Below are 20,603 nucleotides of genomic sequence, written 5' to 3'. Positions count from 1 at the left end.
TTTCATGAGCGAGCGCATCGTCAGTTTTGTCATGAGCGGCGGTGTCGGCTCGCGGCTGTGGCCGCTGTCACGCGAGGACAACCCGAAACAGTTCCACGATCTCTCCGGCGACGGCTCGATGCTGGCCAAGACCTTGCGCCGGCTGACGGCGCGGCCGGAAGGTGAGACGCCGATCTTCCTGATCGCCGCCGAGCGCCATGCCGAGCGTGTCCATGCCGACCTTGCCGGACTCGACCTCGCCGGCGGTGGCCCGCTGTTCGAGCCGACCGGGCGCAACACGGCTGCCGCCGTGGCGCTGGCCGCGCTGCGCACATTGTCGGAGTTCGGCGACAGCCTGGTGCTGGTGGTGCCGTCAGACCACGAAATCGCCACGCCCAAGCAGTTCTGGCAGAGCGTCGAGGCGGGCAGCCAGGCAGCGCTTGCCGGCCGTCTGGTGGTGTTCGGCATCAAGCCGGCGCAGCCCGAGACCGGCTATGGGTATATCGAAGTCGCAGCCGAAAGCGGCGGCGTCTTCGACGTGTCGCGCTTCGTCGAAAAGCCCGACCTCGCCACTGCGCAGAGCTATCTCAGTGCGGGCACCTTCTACTGGAACACCGGCATTTTCCTGTTTCGCGCCGGCGCCATGCGCGATGCCTTCGCCACCTTCCAACCCGACATCTGGCAGGCCACCGAAACCGCCTACAAGGCGGCAACGAGCGACCTGTCCGGCCTCTATATGCCGCTCGACCTCTACGCCGCCATCCCGTCGAACTCGATCGACTACGCCATCATGGAACGGGCCAAGGACATCACCATGGTGCCGGCCGGCTTCCGCTGGAACGACCTCGGCTCCTGGCAGTCGCTGCTTGATGTCGGCCCTGCCGACGCCAAGGGCAATGTCGTCGTCGGCGATGTCGTCGCCATCGATTGCGAGAACTCCTACATCCGCAGCGACGGCCGGCTTTTGTCGGCGATCGGCATGAAGGATGTCGCCATCGTCTCGACCGCGGACGCCACCTTCGTTGCCCCGGTCAGTCACAGTCAGCACGTCAAGAAGATCGTCGAGCAGCTGGAAAAATCGGGCCGTCTGGAAACCAGGTTCACCCCGGCGCATGACCGCGTCATCGAAAGCGGTGCCTGGCGGCGGCGCGTGCATCACTGGCTGTTCGAGGAGACCTTGCCGCTGTGGTCGACTTCAGGCGTCGATGAGCGTCATGGCGGCTTCCACGAGGCGCTCGGCTTCGACGGCGAGGCGCTGTTGAAGCCCAAGCGCATGCGCACGACGGCGAGGCAAGTCTACGCCTTCGCCGTTGCCAAGGCCCGCGGCTGGGACGGTCCAGCCGATCGCCTGATCTCCCATGGCATCGCCTTCATGGCCGGCAAGGGCCGCACGGACCGGGGCGGCTGGGTGCGCACGCTCAATGTCGACGGCTCCGTCGCCGACCCAACCGAGGATGCCTACGACCATTCCTGCGTGCTGCTGGCGCTGGCGCATCGCATATGTGCGGCGATCCGGATGCGCTGCGGCTGGGCCAGGAGACCTTCGTGTTCCTCGACGCGCATCTCGAGGACAGCCGCATGACCGGTTTCCTCGAGACGTCGGACGGGGAGGGCGAGCGGCGCTCCAACCCGCATATGCATCTGCTCGAGGCCTTCCTCGCCTGGTATGAGGCGACCGGCGACCGCACCTATCTGCGCCGCGCCGCGCGCATCATCGACCTCTTCCGCAGCCATTTCTTCGATGCCGAGAGCTGGACGCTGGGCGAATATTTCGATGCCGGATGGAAGCCGGCCGCCGGCGAGAAGGGCACATGGACCGAGCCCGGCCATCATTTCGAATGGGCCTCGCTGCTCACCGATTTCGTCGCCCGCAGCGGGCAGGGCGAGTTGAGCGATTTTGCCCGCAAGCTCTACGCCTCGGCCATCGCCAACGGCCTCAACCGCGCCACCGGCCTTGCCTATGGCGCCGTCTCAAGACAAGGCCTGCCGCTCGACCTTGTATCGCGCAGCTGGCCACAGGCCGAAGCGATCAAGGCGGCGATCGCGCTTGACGGGCCTGGTGGCCCCGACCTCAAGCCGGAGATCGAGGCGCGCGTCGGCCGCCTGTTCCGCTGGCACATCGATCCGGCCCCGCTCGGCCTGTGGATCGACCGCATCGACGAACGCGGCCGCTCCTTGGCATCGGACGTGCCGGCCAGCATCTTCTATCATCTGGTCTGCGCGCTGACGCAGTATCTTGATGGGACAGCGCAGAAGGGGTGAAGCGTTGGAGCTGCCAATCTCCCCCCTTGCGGGGGAGATGCCTGGCAAGGCAGAGGGGGGTGCTGTCCCGCCGACGTCTCAGCTAATCGAAGATCAGACCAAAGGTTGGCGATCCGTCACACCCCCCTCTGGCCTGCCGGCCATCTCCCCCGCAAGGGGGGAGATCAGCTGTCACTTCGCTTTCAACCCTCAATACGGGCTCGCCACGTCCCCGGTCTCGACATACACCGCCTTCAGCTGCGAATAGAGCGCTAAAGCCGCCAGCGAGTTCTCGCGCCCGATGCCGGATTGCTTCACCCCGCCGAACGGAATTTCCACCGGCGTCAGATTGTAGGCGTTGATCCAGCAGGTGCCGGCCTGCAGTTCGGCGATCACCCTATGAGCGCGCTGCAGGTCGCGGGTGAAGACGCCGGCGGCGAGGCCGAATTCGGTGTCGTTGGCGCGGTCGATCACCTCGTCCTCGCCGTCGAACTTCAGCACGCTCATCACCGGGCCGAAAATCTCCTCGCGCGCAATGCGCATCGTATCGGTGACACCGGTGAACACGGTTGGCTCTACAAAGAAGCCGCCATCGAACCCTTGCAGCGACGGCACGTTGCCACCGCAGGCGAGCGTTGCTCCATCCTGCCTGCCGGCCGCGATGTAGGAAACGACCTTATCCTGCTGCGCCTTGTTGATCAGCGGCCCCATCTGCGTCTCAGGATCGAGCGGATCGCCGATGCGGATCTTTTTCGTCCGCTCGACCAGCCGGTCGACGAAGCGGTCATGGATGCCGCTTTGTACGAAAACACGCGTGCCGTTGGAGCAGATCTGCCCGGTCGAATAGAAATTGCCGAGCATGGCGCCGCCGATGGCGTTTTCGAGATCGGCATCGTCGAACACGATCAGCGGCGACTTGCCGCCGAGTTCCATCGTCGCATGCTTCATCTTCGAACCGGCGAGCGACAGCACCTTGCGGCCGGTCGGCACCGAGCCGGTCACCGAAACCTTGGCAACGACATCATGGCCGACGAGGCCGGCGCCGACTTCGCCATAGCCTTGCACGACGTTGAACAGCCCGTCGGGCAGGCCCGCCTCTGAGTAGATCTCGGCCAGCGCCAGCGCCGACAGCGGCGTGTTCTCCGAAGGCTTGAATACCATGGCGTTGCCCATGGCGAGCGCCGGGGCGGATTTCCAGCCGGCGATCTGGATCGGATAGTTCCAGGCGCCGATGCCGACGCACACACCGAGCGCCTCGCGGCGCGTATAGGCAAAAGGTCCACCAAGATCGATCGCCTCGCCGTTGAAGGCGGCAACCGCGCCGCCGAAATATTCGAGGCAGTCGGCGGCCGATAGTGCATCCGCCACCAGCGTCTCCTGGATCGCTTTGCCGGTGTCGAGCGTCTCGATCCGCGCCAGATCGGCGTTGCGCGCGCGCAAAATGTCGGCGGCGCGGCGCAGGATGCGGCCACGCTCGACCGGCTTCATCCGCGCCCAGGCCGGTTGTGCGGCCCGCGCGGCTTCGATGGCGAGCTCCAGCACGTTCGGAGTCGCCGAATGCAAAGTGGCGATGACCTCACCGGTCGCCGGATAGATCACCGGCAGCGGCGCGCCGCCTTCGTCCTCGATGTAGCGGCCGTTGACATAGTGCGATGCCGTTGGCTGGGCGCGCATGCTGTTCTCCAGATGTATTCGCTATTGCGGAGCAGTCCGCCGGACAATGCCCTATCGATCCGCCACCTGCCAGCGCGGATTGATCCAGGGTTCCTGGTTGGACGGCGCCAGTGGCGTGCGGCCGAGAATGTGGTCGGAGGCCTTCTCGCCGGTCATGATCGACGGCGCGTTGAGGTTGCCGTTGGTCACCCGCGGGAAGATCGAGGAGTCGGCGACGCGCAGGCCGTCGACGCCGATGACCCGGCACTCCGGATCGACCACGCTCATGATGTCGTCGGCGCGGCCCATCTTGCAGGTGCCGCACGGGTGGTAGGCACTCTCGGCATGATCGCGGATGAAGGCGTCGAGATCCTCGTCCGACTGGACGTGCGAACCCGGCGAGATTTCCTTGCCGCGAAAGCCGTCAAAAGCCTTCTGGCGGAAGATCTCGCGGGTCAGCCGGATGCAGTGGCGGAACTCGGTCCAGTCGTCTGGATGCGACATGTAGTTGAAGCGGATGACCGGCGTCGCTTTCGGGTCGGGAGAGCGCAGCGTCACCGAGCCGCGCGACTTCGACCGCATCGGCCCGACATGGGCCTGGAAGCCATGAGCCCTCGCCGCCGCCTTGCCGTCATAGCGCACCGCAGCCGGGATGAAGTGATACTGGATGTCGGGGTAGTCGACGCCGGCCTGCGAGCGCACGAAGGCCGCGGCCTCGAAATGGTTGGTGGCACCGAGGCCGGTCTTGAAGAACAGCCACTGCGCCCCGATCAGAGCCTTGGAGAATGGGTCGAGAACCGAATTCAGCGTGATCGGCTGGGTCGATTCCTGCTGGATGTAGAGCTCCATATGATCCTGCAGATTGCGGCCGACACCGGGCCGGTCGGCCACGACCTGGATGCCGTTCTCCTTGAGATGCGCGGCCGGGCCGATACCGGATAGCATCAGGATCTTGGGCGAATTGATCGATGATGCGGCAACGATCACCTCACGTCGCGCCTTAACGACCTGAATCTGTTTGTGAGCTTCGATCTCGACGCCGACGGCGCGCTGATTCTCGATGATCACACGACGGGCGAAGCCTTTGATCACGCTGACATTTTGCCGCTTGAGCGCCGGCTTCAGATAGGCTGATGCGGCCGACCAGCGGCGGCCGCCGCGTATGGTCTGCTCCATCGGCCCGAAGCCTTCCTGCTTCGAACCATTGTAGTCGTCGGTCAGTTCGAACCCGGCTTGGCGGCCGGCCTCGACAAAGGCGCCGTAGAGCGGATTCTTGCGCGGGCCACGCTGGACGTGCAGCGGGCCGCCGTGGCCGCGCCAGCCGTCCTCGCCCCCGTCACTGTCCTCCATGCGCTTGAAATAGGGCAGCACGTCGGCGAAGCCCCAGCCGGCCGCCCCCTGTTCGGCCCAGTGGTCGAAGTCGCGTGCGTGGCCCCTGACATATACCATGCCGTTGATCGAGGACGAGCCGCCGATCACCTTGCCGCGTGGCGTCGCCAGCACGCGGCCGCCGAGATGCGGCTCTGGTTCGCTGGCAAAGCCCCAGTCGTAAAGGCTCATGTTGAGCGGGATCGACAGCGCCGACGGCATCTGGATCAGCGGCCCGATATCGGTGCCGCCGAACTCGATGACGATCACCGAATGCTTGCCGTCTTCCGACAGCCGGTAGGCCATGGCCGAGCCGGCCGAGCCGGAGCCGATGATGACGAAGTCTGCTTCAAGCATGGTTCACATGCGCCCATCGTTCATATGCGAAATAAAATCGGCGAGCGAGACATTGCCGCCGGTAGCCATGACCAGGACCGTTTTACCCGCCACATCCACCTTGCCGCCGAGCAGCGCCGCCAGAGAGGCGGCGCCCGATGGCTCGAGCACCAGCTTCATCCGTTCGAAGGCGATCTTCATTGCCCGCCGCACGGAGGCATCATCGACGGTGATGCCGCGCACGCCGGCGGTCTTGACCGCCGCAAACGGCGCGTCGCCCGGCCGCCGCGACATCAGCCCGTCGCAGATCGACTTCGGCGCGATCGGCATGGTCTCGACGGCGCCATGCGCTAGCGATGAACCCATGCCGTTGAAGCCTTCCGGTTCGACGCCGATGATCTCGGTTGCCGGCGACAGATAGTGGAAGGCGAGCGAGACGCCGCCGATCAGCCCACCACCGCCGACCGAGCAGAACAGAAGGTCGGCACTGGCGTCCTTTGCCTCGAGTTGTTCGAGCGCTTCGAGCCCGGCGCCGGCCTGGCCGGCAACGATCTCCGGATCGTCGAATGGATGCAGCAACGCCAGCCCTTCGGTCTCGGCAATCTCGCGGGCCTTGGCGGCTGCGACCTCCTCACGGGCGCGCTCGCCATGATCGGTCAGCACGACGCGCGCGCCATAACCTGCAGTGGCATCGCGCTTGGCGGCCGGCGCGTCGATCGGCATGACGATGGTGACGGGAATGCCGAGCGCCTGGCCGGCAGCCGCCAACCCTTGCGCGAAATTGCCGGAGGAGTAGGCGACGACGCCTTTTCTGGCCTCATCCGGCGACAGCCGCTTCAACCGCCAATAGGCCCCGCGCACCTTGAACGATCCCGCCCATTGCAGCGATTCCGGTTTGATAAAGACGCGGGCCGCACCCGTCTCCTTGGCCAAGGCTGTCGATTCCAGCAAAGGCGTGATCTGCGTCGCCTTCGACGTCACGGCATAGGCCTGTCTGAGATGCTCGAGGGAGGGGACAATTGTCATCATTCGCCTCGCGGAAAGCGTTTCTGTTCCTCGAGATTGTCGAGGTTCATGTGGTTGCGCATGTAGCGTTCCGACGCCTTCCGCAGTGGCTGGAACTCCCAGGGGTAATGCGTGCCGTTGCGCAGCGCGGGATAAACCACCCAGCGCCGCGCCTGGCTGACGCGCACCGCGGCATCGAATGCCGCCATGTCCCAGCGCGCTCGCACGGCTCCCGTGAAGGCCGCCACCAGATCGGCATGCGCCGGATCGGTGGCACGATTGGTGCGTTCTTGCGGATCGGCTTCGAGGTCGAACAGAAGCGGCGGGTCGATCTCGCAATGGATGAATTTGTAGCGGCCATCGCGGATCGCCACCAACGGCGCGTTGGAGCCCTCGGCGGCATATTCCATCAGCACCGGCGCGGTGCGCTGTCCGCCATCAAGCAACGGCAGCAGCGACTGGCCATCGGTCCACGGTGCGATCGCGGAGATGTCGATGCCGGCGAGATCGCACAGCGTCGGCGTCACGTCGAGGTTGGAGACCGGCGCCTCGATCAGCCCTGCAGGAATGCCTTTGCCGGCGATCATCAAAGGTACTCGCGCCGAGCCCTCGAAAAAATTCATCTTGAACCACAGGCCGCGCTCGCCAAGCATGTCGCCATGGTCGGAGCAGAACAGGATGATGGTGTCGTCCAGCATGCGCGTTCGCTCCAGCACTGACATCAACTCGCCGACCTTGTCGTCGAGATAGGAGATGTTGGCGTAGTAGCCGCGCCGCGAGCGGCGGATCTGCTCCGGCGTGATGTTGAAACTGTCGTAGTCGCTGGCCCGGTAAAGCCGTTGCGAATGCGGGTCCTGATGGGCATAGGGGATGAATCCCACCTCCGGCTCAAGCGCCGGACAGTCTTTATAGAATTCCCAATATTGCCGCCGTGCGACATAGGGGTCGTGCGGGTGGGTGAAGGAAACCGTCAGGCACCAGGGCCGGCTGGCCTCGTCCTCGGAGGTGCGGGCAAGATCGTAGAGTTTTTGCACCGCGTGGAAGGCGACCTCGTCGTCATACTCCATCTGGTTGGTGATCTCGGCAACGCCGGCGCCGGTGACCGAGCCCAGATTGTGATACCACCAGTCGATGCGCTCGCCGGGCTTGCGGTAATCCGGCGTCCAGCCGAAATCGGCGGGATAGATGTCGGTGGTCAGCCGCTCCTCGAAACCGTGCAACTGGTCCGGCCCGACGAAATGCATCTTGCCCGACAGGCAGGTGTAGTAGCCGGCGCTGCGCAGATGATGCGCATAGGTCGGGATCGAGGAAGCGAATTCGGCGGCGTTGTCATAGACCTGGGTGCGCGACGGCAATTGCCCGCTCATGAAAGCGGCGCGGCCCGGCGCGCAAAGCGGCGAGGCCGTGTAGTTGTTGCCGAAGCGCGCCGAGCGTGCGGCCAGCGCCTTGAGATGCGGCACATGCAGGAAGTCCGCCGGCCCGTCCGCAAACAGCGTGCCGTTGAGCTGATCGACCATGACGATCAGGATGTTGGGTCGCCTTGATATCACTGAGGCTGTCACTGTGTCTGTCGCCCGCCGAGTTTGATTTCGAGATAATCTTCGACCAGCGCGATCGCGGTTTGAGCATCCGGCACGCCGTCCTTCAGCGCGCGCCTGATGTACAGCCCGTCGATCATCGCCGCGACCGCTTCCGCCGCGCGGTCGGCTTCGTTGCGCGGCAGTATGCCGATTAGTCCGCTCATCAGGTTGGAATGCAGCCGCCGCGCATAGACCCTGAGCAGCCGGCGTAGGGCCGATGATTTCTGTGCCTCGACATAAAAGGCGAGCCAGGCCGCGATGGTTTCCGGCCGGAACTGGATGTCGGAGAAGTTGACGGCGACCACCGCCGAAACGCGTTCGCGCGGCGAGCCGGCGGATTGCAGGGCGCGCCGCATGTCGATGGTCAGCTCGGCCAGTATGTGCCGCATCGTCGCCAGAAGGAGCTCGTCCTTGGCGCCGAAATAGTGGTGGGCAAGGGCCGACGACACGCCCGCCCGTCCGGCGATCTCCGACATGGTCACATCAAGCGAGCCGCGCTCGCCGATCGCCGAGATCGTCGCGTCGATGAGCGCCTTGCGGCGCAACGGTTCCATTCCGACTTTCGGCATTGGGGAGATCCAGATTAAAACCGAAGATTATTTTTTATCGACGGATCAATCAATAAAAAACTCGCGCTCGGATCAATCGATCATGTCGCTCTGGCCCATCCTTTGGACTGGAAAACAGTTCACTGTTGAACAATATTAGAGGCTGATGCCGCGCTATGACATGTTAGGCTTGCGGCAAACGGAGGTTGCCATGACCGCATGCATCGTCGGATGGGCGCATTCGCGCTTCGGCAAGCTGGAAGGCGAGACGCTGGAAGGCCTGATCACCAAGGTCGCGGTCGACGCGCTCGACCATGCCGGCATCGGTCCGGACGAGGTCGACGAGATCGTGCTCGGCCACTTCAATGCCGGCTTTTCCCCACAGGATTTTACCGCCAGCCTCGTGTTGCAGGCCGACGACCGACTGCGCTTCAAGCCGGCGACGCGGGTCGAGAACGCCTGCGCCACGGGTTCGGCAGCGGTCCGCCAAGGCATCCGCGCCATCGACGCCAATGCCGCCCGCATCGTGCTGGTGGTCGGTGCCGAGCAGATGACGACGACCCCCGGCCCCGAGATCGGCAAGAACCTGCTCAAGGCTTCCTATCTGCCGGAGGAGGGCGACACGCCGGCCGGTTTCGCTGGCGTCTTCGGCAAGATCGCGCAGGCCTATTTCCAGCGTTATGGCGACCAGTCCGACGCGCTGGCGATGATCGCCGCCAAGAACCACAAGAACGGCGTCAACAATCCGTATGCGCAGATGCGCAAGGATTTCGGCTACGAGTTCTGCCGCCAGGAAAGCGAGAAAAACCCGTTCGTGGCCGGTCCGCTGAAGCGCACGGACTGTTCGCTGGTCTCCGACGGTGCTGCCGCCCTTGTGCTGACCGACACCTCGACGGCGTTGATGATGCGCCGCGCCGTCGCCTTCCGCGCCAACGAGCATGTCCAGGATTTCCTGCCGATGTCGAAGCGCGACATCCTGTCTTTCGAAGGCTGCGAGCAGGCCTGGAACCAGGCTTTGAAGAAGGCCGGCGTGACGCTCGACGACCTCTCCTTCGTCGAGACGCATGACTGCTTCACCATTGCCGAACTGATCGAATATGAGGCGATGGGCCTGGCCAAGCCGGGCGAGGGCGCCAGGCTGGCGCTAGACGGCACGACGGCAAAGGACGGCAGGCTGCCGGTCAATCCTTCGGGCGGGCTGAAGGCCAAGGGCCATCCGATCGGCGCCACCGGTGTGTCGATGCATGTGCTGACCGCCATGCAGTTGACCGGCGAGGCAGGCGGCATCCAGGTGCCGGGGGCAACGCTCGGCGGCATCTTCAACATGGGTGGCGCTGCCGTTGCCAACTACGTTTCAATCCTCGACCGGATCAGGTAGAAGCGGCCCGTATTTTTGGGGCGTGGTGATGACAAATCCGGTTCTGGTCGAGGTCTTGCGCGGCGCGATCGTCGAGAGCGCCCATCGCGGCGCTGTCGCAATCTTCGACGGTGACGGCAAGCCTGTCCTGGAGATCGGCCATACGGCGCGGCCGGTGTTTCCGCGCTCGGCGGTCAAGGCGATCCAGGCGCTGCCGCTGGTTGAAACGGGTGCTGCCGATGCGTACGGCTTCGGCGACCGCGAACTGGCGCTGGCCTGCGCTTCGCATTCGGGCGAACCCGCGCATGTCGAACTGGCGCAGGCGATGCTGGCCAAGGCCGGGCTCGACAAGTCGGCGCTGGAATGCGGCGCGCATTGGCCGTCGAGCCACGACGCGACGATCGCACTGGCCCGCACAGGCGTCTCGCCGAACGCACTGCACAACAATTGCTCGGGCAAGCATTCCGGATTTCTCTGCACCTGCGTGCACTCGGGGATTGCCCACCAAGGCTACGTCAAGGCAGGCCATGGTTTGCAGGAGATGGTGCGCGACGCCATGCAGGCGGTGACCGGCGCTGCCCACGATGCGGATCACCGGGCAACCGATGGCTGCTCGATCCCCACCTATGCCGTGCCGCTGAAAAGTTTTGCCCTTGGCTTTGCCCGCATGGCGACGGGCACGAGCTTTGGCCCTGAGCGTGCCAAGGCGGCCAAACGCCTGCTGTCTGCCTGCATGGCCGAGCCTTTCCTGGTCGCCGGCACCGGCAAGGCCGATGTGGCGCTGATGCAGGCCGCGCCCGGCCGCATATTCGTCAAGACGGGCGCCGAGGGTGTCTATTGCGCCGCCGTTCCGGAGCTTGGCCTCGGCATCGCGCTAAAATGTGATGACGGCGCCGGCCGCGCCGCCGAGGTGATGATTGCCGCTGTGCTGGCAAAACTTCTCAGCGCCGACGGCGCACTGGAGGCGAACCTTCTGGAGCGGGCCAATCCGCCGATCGAAAGCCGCATCGGCGCCAAGGTCGGCTCGCTGCGGCCGACGACGGCGCTCAGCTGACCCTGTTTCGCTCAACCGTCAGATGCGCATAGCCGCTTACGCTTGACCGCGCGAGGTCGCCGGTCGCCGGTTCGGCCCAGCGCTGGCCGATGATGGCGCCGTTCTTGGCGCCGTCGATGACGTTGTCGGAAATGATGGCGTTTCCAGCGCCTTCTACCACAGTGACGGCGATGCCGGTTCCGGCCTGACGGATGATGTTTCCCGTCGCCACAACATTGCGCATATAAGCGCCCCAGCCGATCTGCATGCCGTAGAGCGGCGCGTTCTCGATGACATTGCCCGAGACGGTGGTGTCGGCCTCGACGCTGATACCGACGCCGAAGCCCGGCGCGTCGGCGGGGTAGGGGCCGGTGGCCGAGAGGTTGCGCACGATGTTGTTCGAGCAGACACCCATACGGCCGCCGTCGTTGAAATTGACGATCGAGATGCCGTTAGCGGCACCATCGACGATGTTGTTGCCGATGATGGCGCCTTCGAAGGAGAATTCGGAATAGAGCGCCGTTTCGCCCGACCGCGAGCACGTGTTGCCGGTCATCTGCAGATTGCTGGAACTGTTGGCGCGGATCGCCGAGAAGGCGCAGTCCGAGACGAAGTTGCCGGTGAGCGAGACATTGCCGGCACGGAAGGCGTTGATGCCATTGCCGTTCTGCCCGGTGCCGCCGCCGCGCGCGCCGATCCGCTGCACGCGGTTGCCGCTGACCATCGTGCCGTCCTCGGCCTGCTGCCAGCGATGGACAAGAATGCCGCCATTGCCGCAGTCGGATACGGTGTTGTCGGATATCGCCAGGCCAGCGGCCTCGACGGAGTAGATGCCGGCGTCCGCAGCCCCCGAAATCTCGGAGCGCTCGATGCGGCCCGACGCATGCTCCAGCGCCAGCCCATGCTTGCCGCTGCCGGTGATCGTGCAATTGTCGATGACGAGATGGGCGACGCGGCGCAGGTCGAGCAGGCCTTGGGCATCGTCGGCCAACTCGCCGTTGGCGCCGTCGAAGACCAATGCGGTGAACTCTATATGCTCGGCCTGTTCGGCCGTCAGCAAATGGCCATTGCCGCCATAGAGGATGCGCGAGGCGCCCGGCACGCCCGAAAGCCTGACGCGGGCGGGCAGGGTCAGGTTGGACACGACATAGGTGCCCGGCGGCAGGAACACCGGCGCGTTGCGGTCGCTGGCCTCGGCTAGCATCCTGGCGAAGGCCTTGCTCTGGTCGTCCGGTGCGTCCGGCTCCACGCCAAGCTCGGCGGCGTTGATCGAGCGCGCACCGCCGTTTTCGCCAAGGCGTTGCCCACCGAAAGGCCGAGCACGGCAAAGCCGGCCGTCCCCTTCAGAAGCGTTCGTCTGTTCAACATCGGCACATCCCTTGCGATCATCCGGCTGATCGCAGGAATTGGGCCAGCCGCATCGGTCTCCGCTCGGCCATAGTCCGGCCAATGACCGGGTCCGGCAAGTGGCTTGTGCAGTCACGGAAGCGGGCCTAAGTTTATCCGATGAGCAGAGCTTTTACCCGCGAGGAAGACAGCGAAAACGCCATTGCCGGCATCGGCGAGCGGCCGATCAGCCAACACCGCAATCTGGTGACGGAGCGCGGCCTGGCGATGATCGAGGACAATCTGGCCGATCTGCGCGACATTTTGGCGAAAGCCGAGCGAAAAGCCGATCGCGAGCGCATTGCCGTTGTCTCGCGCGACCTGCGCTACTGGACAGCGCGCCGCGAAAGCGCCGAGCTTTCCGTGCCGGAACCGGGCAGCGACCAGGTGCGCTTCGGCATGGGTGTCACGCTGGAAGGCGATGACGGCAAGAGAGTGCACTGGAAGATAGTCGGCGAGGACGAGGCCGACCCCTCAAAGGGCAGCATCTCACACGTCTCGCCAATGGCCGTGGCGCTGTTCGGCAAGAAGGTCGGCGACGTCGCAAGCGTCAACGGCAAAGAATGGGAAATCCTCAAGCTGTCGGACGCCTGACGCCAGCTCACCCTATTTGCACAGCCAGCTTTCGCAACGCGGGCTCATACTTGGCCATGACATCGCGAGCAGCACGTATTTGCCGTTCGACGTCGTCACACGGCACCGGCCTTAGGATGATGCCGTCGTCGGTTTCGATGATCTGGAGTTCATCGCCCACTTGCAGGCTCAAGCTGTCGAGCGTTTCCCGCGGCAGGATTACAACGCCCGATCCGTCCTCAAGTCCGTGAATGATGGTGTTCATAGCTATACCATAGGTTGCGCCCGATATTGCAACGCAACTTTGATAAGCAGTGCAACTGTTTCAATCAGCCCGCCAGCAGCCGGTCCAGCAACCGATCCGCAGCCTCCGGGATAACCGTCCCTGGCGGGAAGATTTCCGCGGCACCCGCTTCCAGCACTGCGCCGTAATCCTGCGGCGGGATGACGCCGCCGGCGACGATCAGCATGTCGCTGCGGCCGAGCTTCTTCAGCGCGTCGCGTAGTTCGGGGATCAGCGTCAGGTGCCCCGCCGCCAGCGATGAGGCGCCGATGACATGGACGTCCTGCGCCACCGCCAGCCTGGCGATCTCGTCGGGTGTCTGGAACATCGCGCCGACCGTCACGTCGAAGCCGAGATCGGCGAAGGCCGTGGCGATCACCTTCTGGCCACGGTCGTGGCCGTCCTGTCCCATCTTTGCGACCAGGATGCGCGGCTTGCCGCCGGACTTCTTCTCGAAAGCTTCGAGCTTCTCCAGCAATCGGTCGACCGTCAGATTGTCGCCAAGCGCATTGCGATAAACGCCGGAGATCGTTTGCACCGAGGCGACGTGACGGCCAAAGACCTTTTCGAGCGCCAGCGAGATCTCGCCGACCGTGGCATTGGCGCGCGCGGCGCGGATGGCAAATTCCAGCAGGTTTTCGTTACCCTGCGCAGCGCGGGTCAGCGCATCGAGCGCGCTCTCGACCGCGCCGACATTGCGCGTGCCTTTCAGGTTCTGCAGCTTCGACAATTGCCGGGCCTTGACCTCGGCATTGTCGATCTTCAGCACGTCGACGTCGATTTCGTTCTCGGGGCGATGCGCGTTTACGCCAACCAGTATCTGCTCGCCGGAATCGATACGCGCCTGCGTGCGCGCCGCCGCTTCCTCGATGCGAAGTTTTGGAATGCCCTGTTCGGTTGCTGCCGCCATGCCGCCAAGCGCCTCGACCTCTTCGATATGGGCGAGCGCACGCGCCGCCAGATCGTGCGTCAGCCGTTCGATATAGGCCGAGCCGCCCCACGGATCGATGATGCAGGTGGTGCCGGATTCCTTCTGCAGGATCAACTGCGTGTTGCGGGCGATGCGCGCCGAGTGGTCGGTCGGCAGCGCCATCGCCTCGTCGAAGGAGTTGGTGTGCAGCGACTGGGTATGTCCCTGCGTCGCCGCCATCGCCTCGATCATGGTGCGGGTGATGTTGTTGTAGGGGTCCTGCGCCGTCAGCGACCAGCCGGAGGTCTGGCAATGGGTGCGCAGCGACAGCGAGCGTTCGTCGTTCGGTGCAAAATTCTTCTGCATCAGGGTCGCCCACAACAGGCGCGCCGCGCGGAGCTTGGCGATCTCCATGAAGAAGTTCATGCCGATCGCCCAGAAGAAGGAAAGCCGCGGGGCGAAACGGTCGATGTCGAGCCCGGCGGCGACGCCGGCGCGGGCATATTCGATGCCGTCGGCGATGGTGTAGGCGAGCTCCAGGTCCGCGGTCGCGCCGGCCTCCTGCATGTGATAGCCGGAGATCGAGATCGAATTGAACTTCGGCATGTGCTGGGAGGTATAGGAGAAGATGTCAGACACGATCCGCATCGAGGGCTTCGGCGGATAGATGTAGGTGTTGCGGACCATGAACTCCTTCAGAATGTCGTTCTGAATGGTGCCGGCGAGATCCTTCTGAGCAACGCCCTGTTCTTCGGCCGCGACGATATAGAGCGCCATGATCGGCAGCACCGCGCCGTTCATGGTCATCGACACCGTCATCTCGCCCAGCGGAATGCCGTCGAACAATTGCCGCATGTCGAGGATGGAATCGATGGCCACGCCCGCCATGCCGACATCGCCGGCAACGCGCGGATGGTCGCTGTCATAGCCGCGATGGGTGGGCAGATCGAAAGCGACCGAAAGGCCCTTTTGGCCGGCGGCGAGATTGCGCCGGTAGAAGGCGTTGGATTCCTCGGCCGTCGAGAAGCCGGCATATTGCCGGATCGTCCACGGCTGCTGGACATACATGGTCGGGTAGGGACCGCGCACGAAGGGCGGCATTCCCGGATAGGTGTCGAGATGCGGCAGCCCCTTGAGATCGCCCTGGCTGTAGAGATGCTTGACGGCAATACCTTCCGGCGTCAGCCGCTGGCCCTTGACCTCGACCGGCGCGCGCCGTGGCGCCGACCAGCCAATGTGGCTGAAATCCGGGATCACTGTGCGGCTCCGATTGCCTGGTCGATGCGGACCGGAAACAGCGCCTCGCACACCGCCACGCCCTCTGTGAAAGGCGGCCGCCGCTCAGCCGCCAGCGTCTCGACCGGGGCATCGTTTTTCAGCGGGTAAAGCGTGGTGCCGATGATTGCCCGTTCACCCGACCGGTAGGCCTCGGCGCGGCGCTCGGATGCTGCCTTGACGCGCTTCTGGATATGCCCTTGCTGCAGGCTTGCCAGAACGCCGCCTTCCGCTTCGATCCGCTGGAACTCTTCCCACGCCGCTTCGCACAGGCCCAGGGTCAGCGCCTCGACTGCGCCCGACCCAAATGCTGGGTCGGCGACATGGTCGATATGGCTTTCATTGGCCATGATCAACTGCGCATTGCGGGCGATGCGGCGGGCAAAGCCGGCCGGCAGCCCGAGGGCGACGGTGTGTGGCAGGATGGAGATCGAGTCCGCGCCGCCTGCTGCCGCTGCAAAGCTGGCGATGGTGGTGCGCAGGATGTTGGTTTCGGGATCCGCCGCCGTCATCATGCGGAACGACGTCTCGGCATGGATGTTGGCTGTCGATGCCGGGATGGAACAGGTTTCCTGGATGCGCGCCCACAGCCTGCGCAAGGCCCGGACCTTGGCCATCGACAGGAACTGGTCCTGGTCGACGCTCAGCGCAAAGCCGATATGGGGAGCGGCATAGACAAGCGGCTGGCGCGCATCCTCGAACATCCTGAGGTATGACACGGCGGAAGCGAGCATGGTGCCGAGTTCCTGCGCTTCCGTGGCGCCGGCATTGTGGAACACCCGCCCGTCGGCCTCCAGCAGCACACCCGGCACGCCCAGCGAGAAGAAATGCGCCAGCGATTGCGGCATCGATGCCTGCAACGCCTCGATCGACATGCGCAGCCGGCCGGTTCCGGCAAAGATTGCCGCCGGGTCGATGCCGAAGGAGAGGTTCAGCTTTGCCGGGTCGGAGCGGCGCTTGCTCAGGAACGCCACCAGCCAGTCGGCGACGGCACGGCTCCAGGGATGGGCGTCGATGCGGATCTGCGTGCGGTTGAGCGGTACGCCATCCAGCACCGTTTCCAGCGCCTGCGCCGTCCTTGGCAGGCCATAGCCGAACGCATTCGGAGCACCCTCGAAGACAAGCGACAATCCCGTCGCGCCTTGTGCCACATCGTCCAGGGCCTGCGCCTTGGCGCGGCCGATATCGGGATCGTCAATGCGCTGGCTGACGATCCAGGGCAATTTGGGGTTGGCGCGCACAAGCGGCTCGGCGCCGGCGGCGCGATCGTAGAGCGGTTCGATGCGAATCTGATCGTCGGTATGCGAGACCAGTTTTTCCTCGAAGGAGGCGCCGGCGAGCGCCTTTTCGGCCAAGGCCAGCCAACGCTGGCGCTCGACGTCAGCGGGTTCGATGCTCCTGGTCAAGGATCCGGCGCCCATCCATGTTCCTCGTTTTTATGCGGCCGCACCAGCGTCAGCCGTCCAGTCTACGGTTCCCTGCCAGATATCGCAATGCAATGCGCTTGCGCGGTTGGGATTCGCTTCCCTGACATAGGGCAGCCTGCGTGGACGAACCATGGAACGATTGCCAAACAGCGGCAAAATCCGCAAGTTCCAAAAACCGATTTGGAGGATTGGTTCAATTTAGACGATTGGCCCAATCTGGATGAATAGCCAACTGGATGGATAGCCCAATTGGAGAATAGCATTGTCGCTGCGCAATGGCCTGACTATACCCTGCGGCACGGCCACAGGCTTTTAACACATCAGTTTGCGGAGACATGGTCATATGGCTGACGACACCAGCATTTTCCTCGGCGCCAGCCGCAAGCCCGACGACAGCTATCAGCGCGCCGAACAGCTCTTGCTGCAATATGGGAACCGCCATGGCCTGATCACCGGCGCCACCGGCACCGGCAAGACAGTCAGCCTGCAGATCCTGGCCGAGGGGTTTTCCAATGCCGGCGTGCCTGTGTTCTGCGCCGATATCAAGGGCGACCTGTCCGGCATTGCCATGATGGGCAAGGCGCAGGATTTCCTGGTCAAGCGGGCCGAGCAGGTCAAGCTCGACCCTTACGACTTCCAGGAATTCCCGGTCATCTTCTGGGACCTGTTCGGCGAGCAGGGCCATCCGATCCGCGCCACCGTCTCGGAAATGGGGCCGCTGCTTCTGTCGCGGCTGATGAACCTCTCCGAAGCGCAGGAAGGCATCATGAACATCGCCTTCCGCATCGCCGATGAGGATGGCCTGCTGCTGCTCGACATGAAGGATCTGCAAGCACTGCTGGCCAACATCGCAGCGCGCGCCGACGAGATCAGCTCGCGCTACGGCAATGTCACCAAGCCGTCGGTCGGCGCAATCCAGCGCACGCTTCTGGTGCTGGAACAGCAGGGCGCGGCGCATTTCTTCGGCGAACCGGCTTTGCGCATCGCCGACATCATGCGCACCACCCGCGACGGCCGCGGCGCCATCAGCGTGCTCGCTGCCGACAGATTGATGATGAACCCCAGGCTCTACGCCACCTTCCTGCTCTGGCTGATGTCGGAGCTGTTCGAGGAATTGCCCGAGGTCGGCGATCCCGAAAGGCCGAAGCTGGTGTTCTTCTTCGACGAGGCGCATCTGCTTTTCGACGATGCGCCGAAGGTGCTGATCGACCGCGTCGAGCAGGTGGTTCGCTTGATCCGTTCGAAAGGCGTCGGTGTCTATTTCGTCACGCAGAACCCTTTGGACATCCCTGAAAAGGTTCTCGCCCAGCTCGGCAACCGTGTGCAGCACGCGCTGCGCGCCTATACGCCGCGTGAGCAGCAGGCGGTCAAGACCGCCGCCGACACCTTCCGGCCCAATCCCGATTTCGACTGCGCCACCGCCATCACCCAGCTCGGCACCGGCGAGGCGCTGGTCTCGACGCTGGAGGTCAAGGGCGTGCCGTCCATGGTGCAGCGGACATTGATCCGGCCGCCATCGTCTAGGCTTGGCCCGATCACAGCGGACGAGCGCCGCAAGCTGATCGACCAGAGCCCGGTCGCCGGCCAGTACGACCAGACCATCGACCGCGAATCGGCCTTCGAGATGCTGCAGAAGAAAGCCAGGGATGCGCAGGACGAGCAGGCGCAGCAGGCCGACAGCGGGCGCTCGCGCTGGACCATTCCGGGCTTCGGCAATGACGATCCGCCGCCGCAGCAATCAGGCGGTCGCCGCGCCCCTGCACCACGGCCGTCCAACCGCCAGACGGTGGCCGAAGCCGCGATCAAAGCGGTGGTGCGCTCGGTCGGCTCGTCGGTCGGCCGCGCGATCGTGCGCGGGATTCTGGGCAGCCTGTCCAGGGGGCGGTAAAAGGCATCAGCCCGCAAGAATGCCGCATGGCGGGCACCTAACCAAAACGGTTGCTCGGTCGGCCTCGTTCTCCCGGCCGGAGCGCAAAAACGCCGCCCTCGTTCGGATGCGCGTCAAGGTGCTCCGCCGTCATCGTGAAGCGCGCCGAGGTGACGAACAGCGTATCGAGTTTGGCGCCGCCAAAGGCGCAGCTTGTCGGCCAGGAGCAGGGTAGTTCGACGATCCGATCCAGTCGGCCGTCCTGCGCGATGCGAGCAAGGCAGCTGCCGCCGACGACCCGGCAGTTCCAGATGTAGCCTTCGGCGTCCATGCAGGAGCCGTCGGGCAGGCCCCGCTCGAAGGCCCCGAAAAACCGGCGCCGGTGTTCAAGCCGTGATGCGGTCCTGTCCCAAGCATAGCTGTAGAGTTCGTTCTTCATTGTGTCAGCGGTGATGAAGCGACCGTCCGGTGTCCATGCCATGGTGTTGGTGATGCCAAAGCGGTCGTCGGACAGGCGCGTCACGCGGCCGTCGGGAGCAACCCGAAACAGCTGCCCGGCCTCCTGCGTGATGGCGACGGGCGCATCATCCGGTCCGATGTTGTTGGCCATCGTGCCGACCCAGAATGACCCATCGGGCGCGATGACGCCTTCATTCAGCCGGATGTCGGGTCTGTCCGGCTCGATCGTCGCAATCGTTCGGAACTTCCCGCCGAAGTCCCACAAGGCAATCTCGTTCCTGAGGCCGACAATGGCGCCGCCATCGGTGCGCAGGCCGATCGAGGTGACCAGATCGGGTGTCTCCCAGGACTCGTGAACTGAGGTCAGCGGATCCAGTCTGTGGATCCTGCGGCCGATAATGTCGATCCAGACCAGCCGGTCGCAGCGGTCGTCCCAGATCAGGCTCTCGCCGACGACATCACGCGCATCGAAGAGCAGGCCAGCGTTCATATCGTCCATGCGGTTCCTCCAGACCAGCGCATCCAGAACACGCTTGACATATATCTTTCGGATGAATTATCAGCAACTGAATAACAACCTGTCATACAGGTTTAGGGAGAGACATGCAGGATCCGACGGAGACAGCGGCTGAGCCGAATCCCGGCCTTGTGAGCACGGCGATCCAGGCGATCACCCAGCACATTCGCTCGGAGGGCCTTGCGGCCGGCGATCCGCTGCCCAGCGAAGCGGCCATGACGCGCCAGCTCAATGTCTCGCGAACCGTCGTGCGCGAAGCGTTCCGGTCGCTTTCTGCAATGCGCCTGATCGACATGAGCGCCGGGCGCCGCGCCACCGTCGCCAAGCTCGACACCGGCGCCATGTCGATGGTGATCGAGCACGGCATCACCACGCAGCAGATCAGCGTGCATCAGGTCTATGATGTCAGACGCACGATCGAGATGCGCACCGTGGCGCTGGCGGCGCTCCGCCGCACCGAGGCGGAAGCCGCGGCAATCGCGCAATCCGCCAGGCTGATGCGTGAGAATTTCCAGCACCCTGAGATCGTCATGGAGCACGACATCGCCTTTCACGAGGCGATCGCGGCGGCCTCGCACAACCCGGTCTTCTCGCTGATCGTCACCGCCTCCAGCGGGGTCACGCGCCGCACCTGGGTGATCGGCTGGCGGACACGCCCCTCCAGCGAAGACCAGCTCAAGATGATCAAGGGGCACGAGGACATAGCCGAGGCGATCCTCAAGGGCGATCCGCGGCTCGCCGTCGAGCACATGGCGCAACATTTCGACAAGAGCGTCAAGGCGCTCCTCGACGCGGGAATCGCCTGA

14 protein-coding genes and 2 pseudogenes are annotated in these 20,603 nt (G+C 64.3%); 6 read left to right on the top strand and 10 right to left on the bottom strand.

The window, feature by feature from the left end; translation table 11 throughout:
* Nucleotides 1–4: 4 nt before the first annotated feature.
* Nucleotides 5–2,241, top strand: a pseudogene (locus tag NKL04_RS15895) (mannose-1-phosphate guanylyltransferase/mannose-6-phosphate isomerase).
* Between the two features lie 189 nt (nucleotides 2,242–2,430).
* Here the strand turns inward: NKL04_RS15895 and betB are convergent.
* From betB to betI, 5 genes are read right to left on the bottom strand one after another with little or no spacing between them, the layout of a single operon-like run.
* Entirely contained in the window at nucleotides 2,431–3,894 is a 1,464-nt protein-coding gene (gene betB / locus NKL04_RS15890; protein ID WP_023702226.1) for a betaine-aldehyde dehydrogenase, read from the bottom strand.
* A 51-nt stretch (nucleotides 3,895–3,945) separates the two neighbouring features.
* Nucleotides 3,946–5,598 (bottom strand): choline dehydrogenase, encoded by a 1,653-nt coding sequence (gene betA, locus NKL04_RS15885; protein ID WP_023702225.1) that lies wholly within the window; start codon nucleotides 5,596–5,598, stop codon nucleotides 3,946–3,948.
* Between the two features lie 3 nt (nucleotides 5,599–5,601).
* Nucleotides 5,602–6,606 (bottom strand): threonine/serine dehydratase family protein, encoded by a 1,005-nt coding sequence (locus tag NKL04_RS15880; RefSeq protein ID WP_023702224.1) that lies wholly within the window; start codon nucleotides 6,604–6,606, stop codon nucleotides 5,602–5,604.
* Nucleotides 6,603–8,132, bottom strand: coding sequence for a choline-sulfatase (gene betC / locus NKL04_RS15875; protein WP_023702223.1), 1,530 nt, complete (start codon nucleotides 8,130–8,132; stop codon nucleotides 6,603–6,605). Before betC ends, NKL04_RS15880 begins: the two co-directional genes overlap by 4 nt.
* Before the next feature lie 8 nt (nucleotides 8,133–8,140).
* Nucleotides 8,141–8,731, bottom strand: a complete 591-nt coding sequence (betI, locus tag NKL04_RS15870; protein WP_023670745.1) for a choline-binding transcriptional repressor BetI — start codon at nucleotides 8,729–8,731, stop codon at nucleotides 8,141–8,143.
* Nucleotides 8,732–8,921: 190 nt separating this feature from the next.
* Here betI and NKL04_RS15865 point away from each other — a divergent pair, with 190 nt between their 5' ends.
* A complete protein-coding gene (locus NKL04_RS15865) occupies nucleotides 8,922–10,088 on the top strand; it encodes an acetyl-CoA acetyltransferase (protein WP_023684567.1) in 1,167 nt (388 codons plus the stop codon).
* 28 nt (nucleotides 10,089–10,116) lie between these two features.
* Entirely contained in the window at nucleotides 10,117–11,121 is a 1,005-nt protein-coding gene (locus NKL04_RS15860) for an asparaginase (protein WP_023702222.1), read from the top strand.
* On the opposite strand, the pseudogene NKL04_RS15855 reads toward NKL04_RS15860, so the two are convergent.
* Nucleotides 11,114–12,468 (bottom strand): annotated as a pseudogene (locus NKL04_RS15855) (TIGR03808 family TAT-translocated repetitive protein). The gene NKL04_RS15860 and the pseudogene NKL04_RS15855 overlap by 8 nt on opposite strands.
* A 138-nt stretch (nucleotides 12,469–12,606) precedes the next feature.
* Between NKL04_RS15855 and greA the strand changes: the two are divergent.
* Complete coding sequence (gene greA / locus NKL04_RS15850) at nucleotides 12,607–13,080, top strand: transcription elongation factor GreA (protein ID WP_023702220.1); 474 nt, start codon at nucleotides 12,607–12,609, stop codon at nucleotides 13,078–13,080.
* Between the two features lie 7 nt (nucleotides 13,081–13,087).
* Here greA and NKL04_RS15845 read toward each other — a convergent pair whose 3' ends face one another.
* From NKL04_RS15845 to NKL04_RS15835, 3 genes are all read right to left on the bottom strand, one after another.
* Nucleotides 13,088–13,324: an AbrB/MazE/SpoVT family DNA-binding domain-containing protein gene (locus NKL04_RS15845; RefSeq protein WP_023702219.1), complete on the bottom strand. Its 237-nt coding sequence runs from the start codon at nucleotides 13,322–13,324 to the stop codon at nucleotides 13,088–13,090.
* Nucleotides 13,325–13,388: 64 nt separating this feature from the next.
* Nucleotides 13,389–15,509 (bottom strand): methylmalonyl-CoA mutase, encoded by a 2,121-nt coding sequence (scpA, locus tag NKL04_RS15840; RefSeq protein WP_023684565.1) that lies wholly within the window; start codon nucleotides 15,507–15,509, stop codon nucleotides 13,389–13,391.
* Nucleotides 15,506–16,948, bottom strand: a complete 1,443-nt coding sequence (locus tag NKL04_RS15835) for a methylmalonyl-CoA mutase subunit beta (protein ID WP_352514197.1) — start codon at nucleotides 16,946–16,948, stop codon at nucleotides 15,506–15,508. Before NKL04_RS15835 ends, scpA begins: the two co-directional genes overlap by 4 nt.
* A gap of 349 nt (nucleotides 16,949–17,297) precedes the next feature.
* On the opposite strand from NKL04_RS15835, the gene NKL04_RS15830 reads away from it, so the two are divergent.
* Nucleotides 17,298–18,842, top strand: coding sequence for a helicase HerA-like C-terminal domain-containing protein (locus NKL04_RS15830; RefSeq protein ID WP_023702217.1), 1,545 nt, complete (start codon nucleotides 17,298–17,300; stop codon nucleotides 18,840–18,842).
* Between the two features lie 37 nt (nucleotides 18,843–18,879).
* On the opposite strand, the gene NKL04_RS15825 is transcribed toward NKL04_RS15830, so the two are convergent.
* Nucleotides 18,880–19,779 (bottom strand): SMP-30/gluconolactonase/LRE family protein, encoded by a 900-nt coding sequence (locus tag NKL04_RS15825; RefSeq protein WP_023702216.1) that lies wholly within the window; start codon nucleotides 19,777–19,779, stop codon nucleotides 18,880–18,882.
* A gap of 104 nt (nucleotides 19,780–19,883) precedes the next feature.
* Here NKL04_RS15825 and NKL04_RS15820 point away from each other — a divergent pair, with 104 nt between their 5' ends.
* Nucleotides 19,884–20,603, top strand: coding sequence for a FadR/GntR family transcriptional regulator (locus NKL04_RS15820; protein WP_023702215.1), 720 nt, complete (start codon nucleotides 19,884–19,886; stop codon nucleotides 20,601–20,603).

Origin of the sequence: Mesorhizobium sp. C264A (assembly GCF_040324515.1) — a bacterium.
In the GTDB taxonomy this organism is placed as follows: domain Bacteria; phylum Pseudomonadota; class Alphaproteobacteria; order Rhizobiales; family Rhizobiaceae; genus Mesorhizobium.
This window is presented reverse-complemented; position numbering and strand designations above follow the sequence as displayed.

Coding starts and splice junctions, on each gene's coding strand:
- betA (WP_023702225.1), bottom strand. CDS start 5,598: ATGCTTGAAGCAGACTTCGTCATCATCGGCTCCGGCTCGGCCGGCTCG.
- NKL04_RS15835 (WP_352514197.1), bottom strand. CDS start 16,948: ATGGGCGCCGGATCCTTGACCAGGAGCATCGAACCCGCTGACGTCGAG.
- NKL04_RS15860 (WP_023702222.1), top strand. CDS start 10,117: ATGACAAATCCGGTTCTGGTCGAGGTCTTGCGCGGCGCGATCGTCGAG.
- betI (WP_023670745.1), bottom strand. CDS start 8,731: ATGCCGAAAGTCGGAATGGAACCGTTGCGCCGCAAGGCGCTCATCGAC.
- NKL04_RS15865 (WP_023684567.1), top strand. CDS start 8,922: ATGACCGCATGCATCGTCGGATGGGCGCATTCGCGCTTCGGCAAGCTG.
- greA (WP_023702220.1), top strand. CDS start 12,607: ATGAGCAGAGCTTTTACCCGCGAGGAAGACAGCGAAAACGCCATTGCC.
- NKL04_RS15820 (WP_023702215.1), top strand. CDS start 19,884: ATGCAGGATCCGACGGAGACAGCGGCTGAGCCGAATCCCGGCCTTGTG.
- NKL04_RS15825 (WP_023702216.1), bottom strand. CDS start 19,779: ATGGACGATATGAACGCTGGCCTGCTCTTCGATGCGCGTGATGTCGTC.
- NKL04_RS15845 (WP_023702219.1), bottom strand. CDS start 13,324: ATGAACACCATCATTCACGGACTTGAGGACGGATCGGGCGTTGTAATC.
- betB (WP_023702226.1), bottom strand. CDS start 3,894: ATGCGCGCCCAGCCAACGGCATCGCACTATGTCAACGGCCGCTACATC.
- NKL04_RS15880 (WP_023702224.1), bottom strand. CDS start 6,606: ATGATGACAATTGTCCCCTCCCTCGAGCATCTCAGACAGGCCTATGCC.
- NKL04_RS15830 (WP_023702217.1), top strand. CDS start 17,298: ATGGCTGACGACACCAGCATTTTCCTCGGCGCCAGCCGCAAGCCCGAC.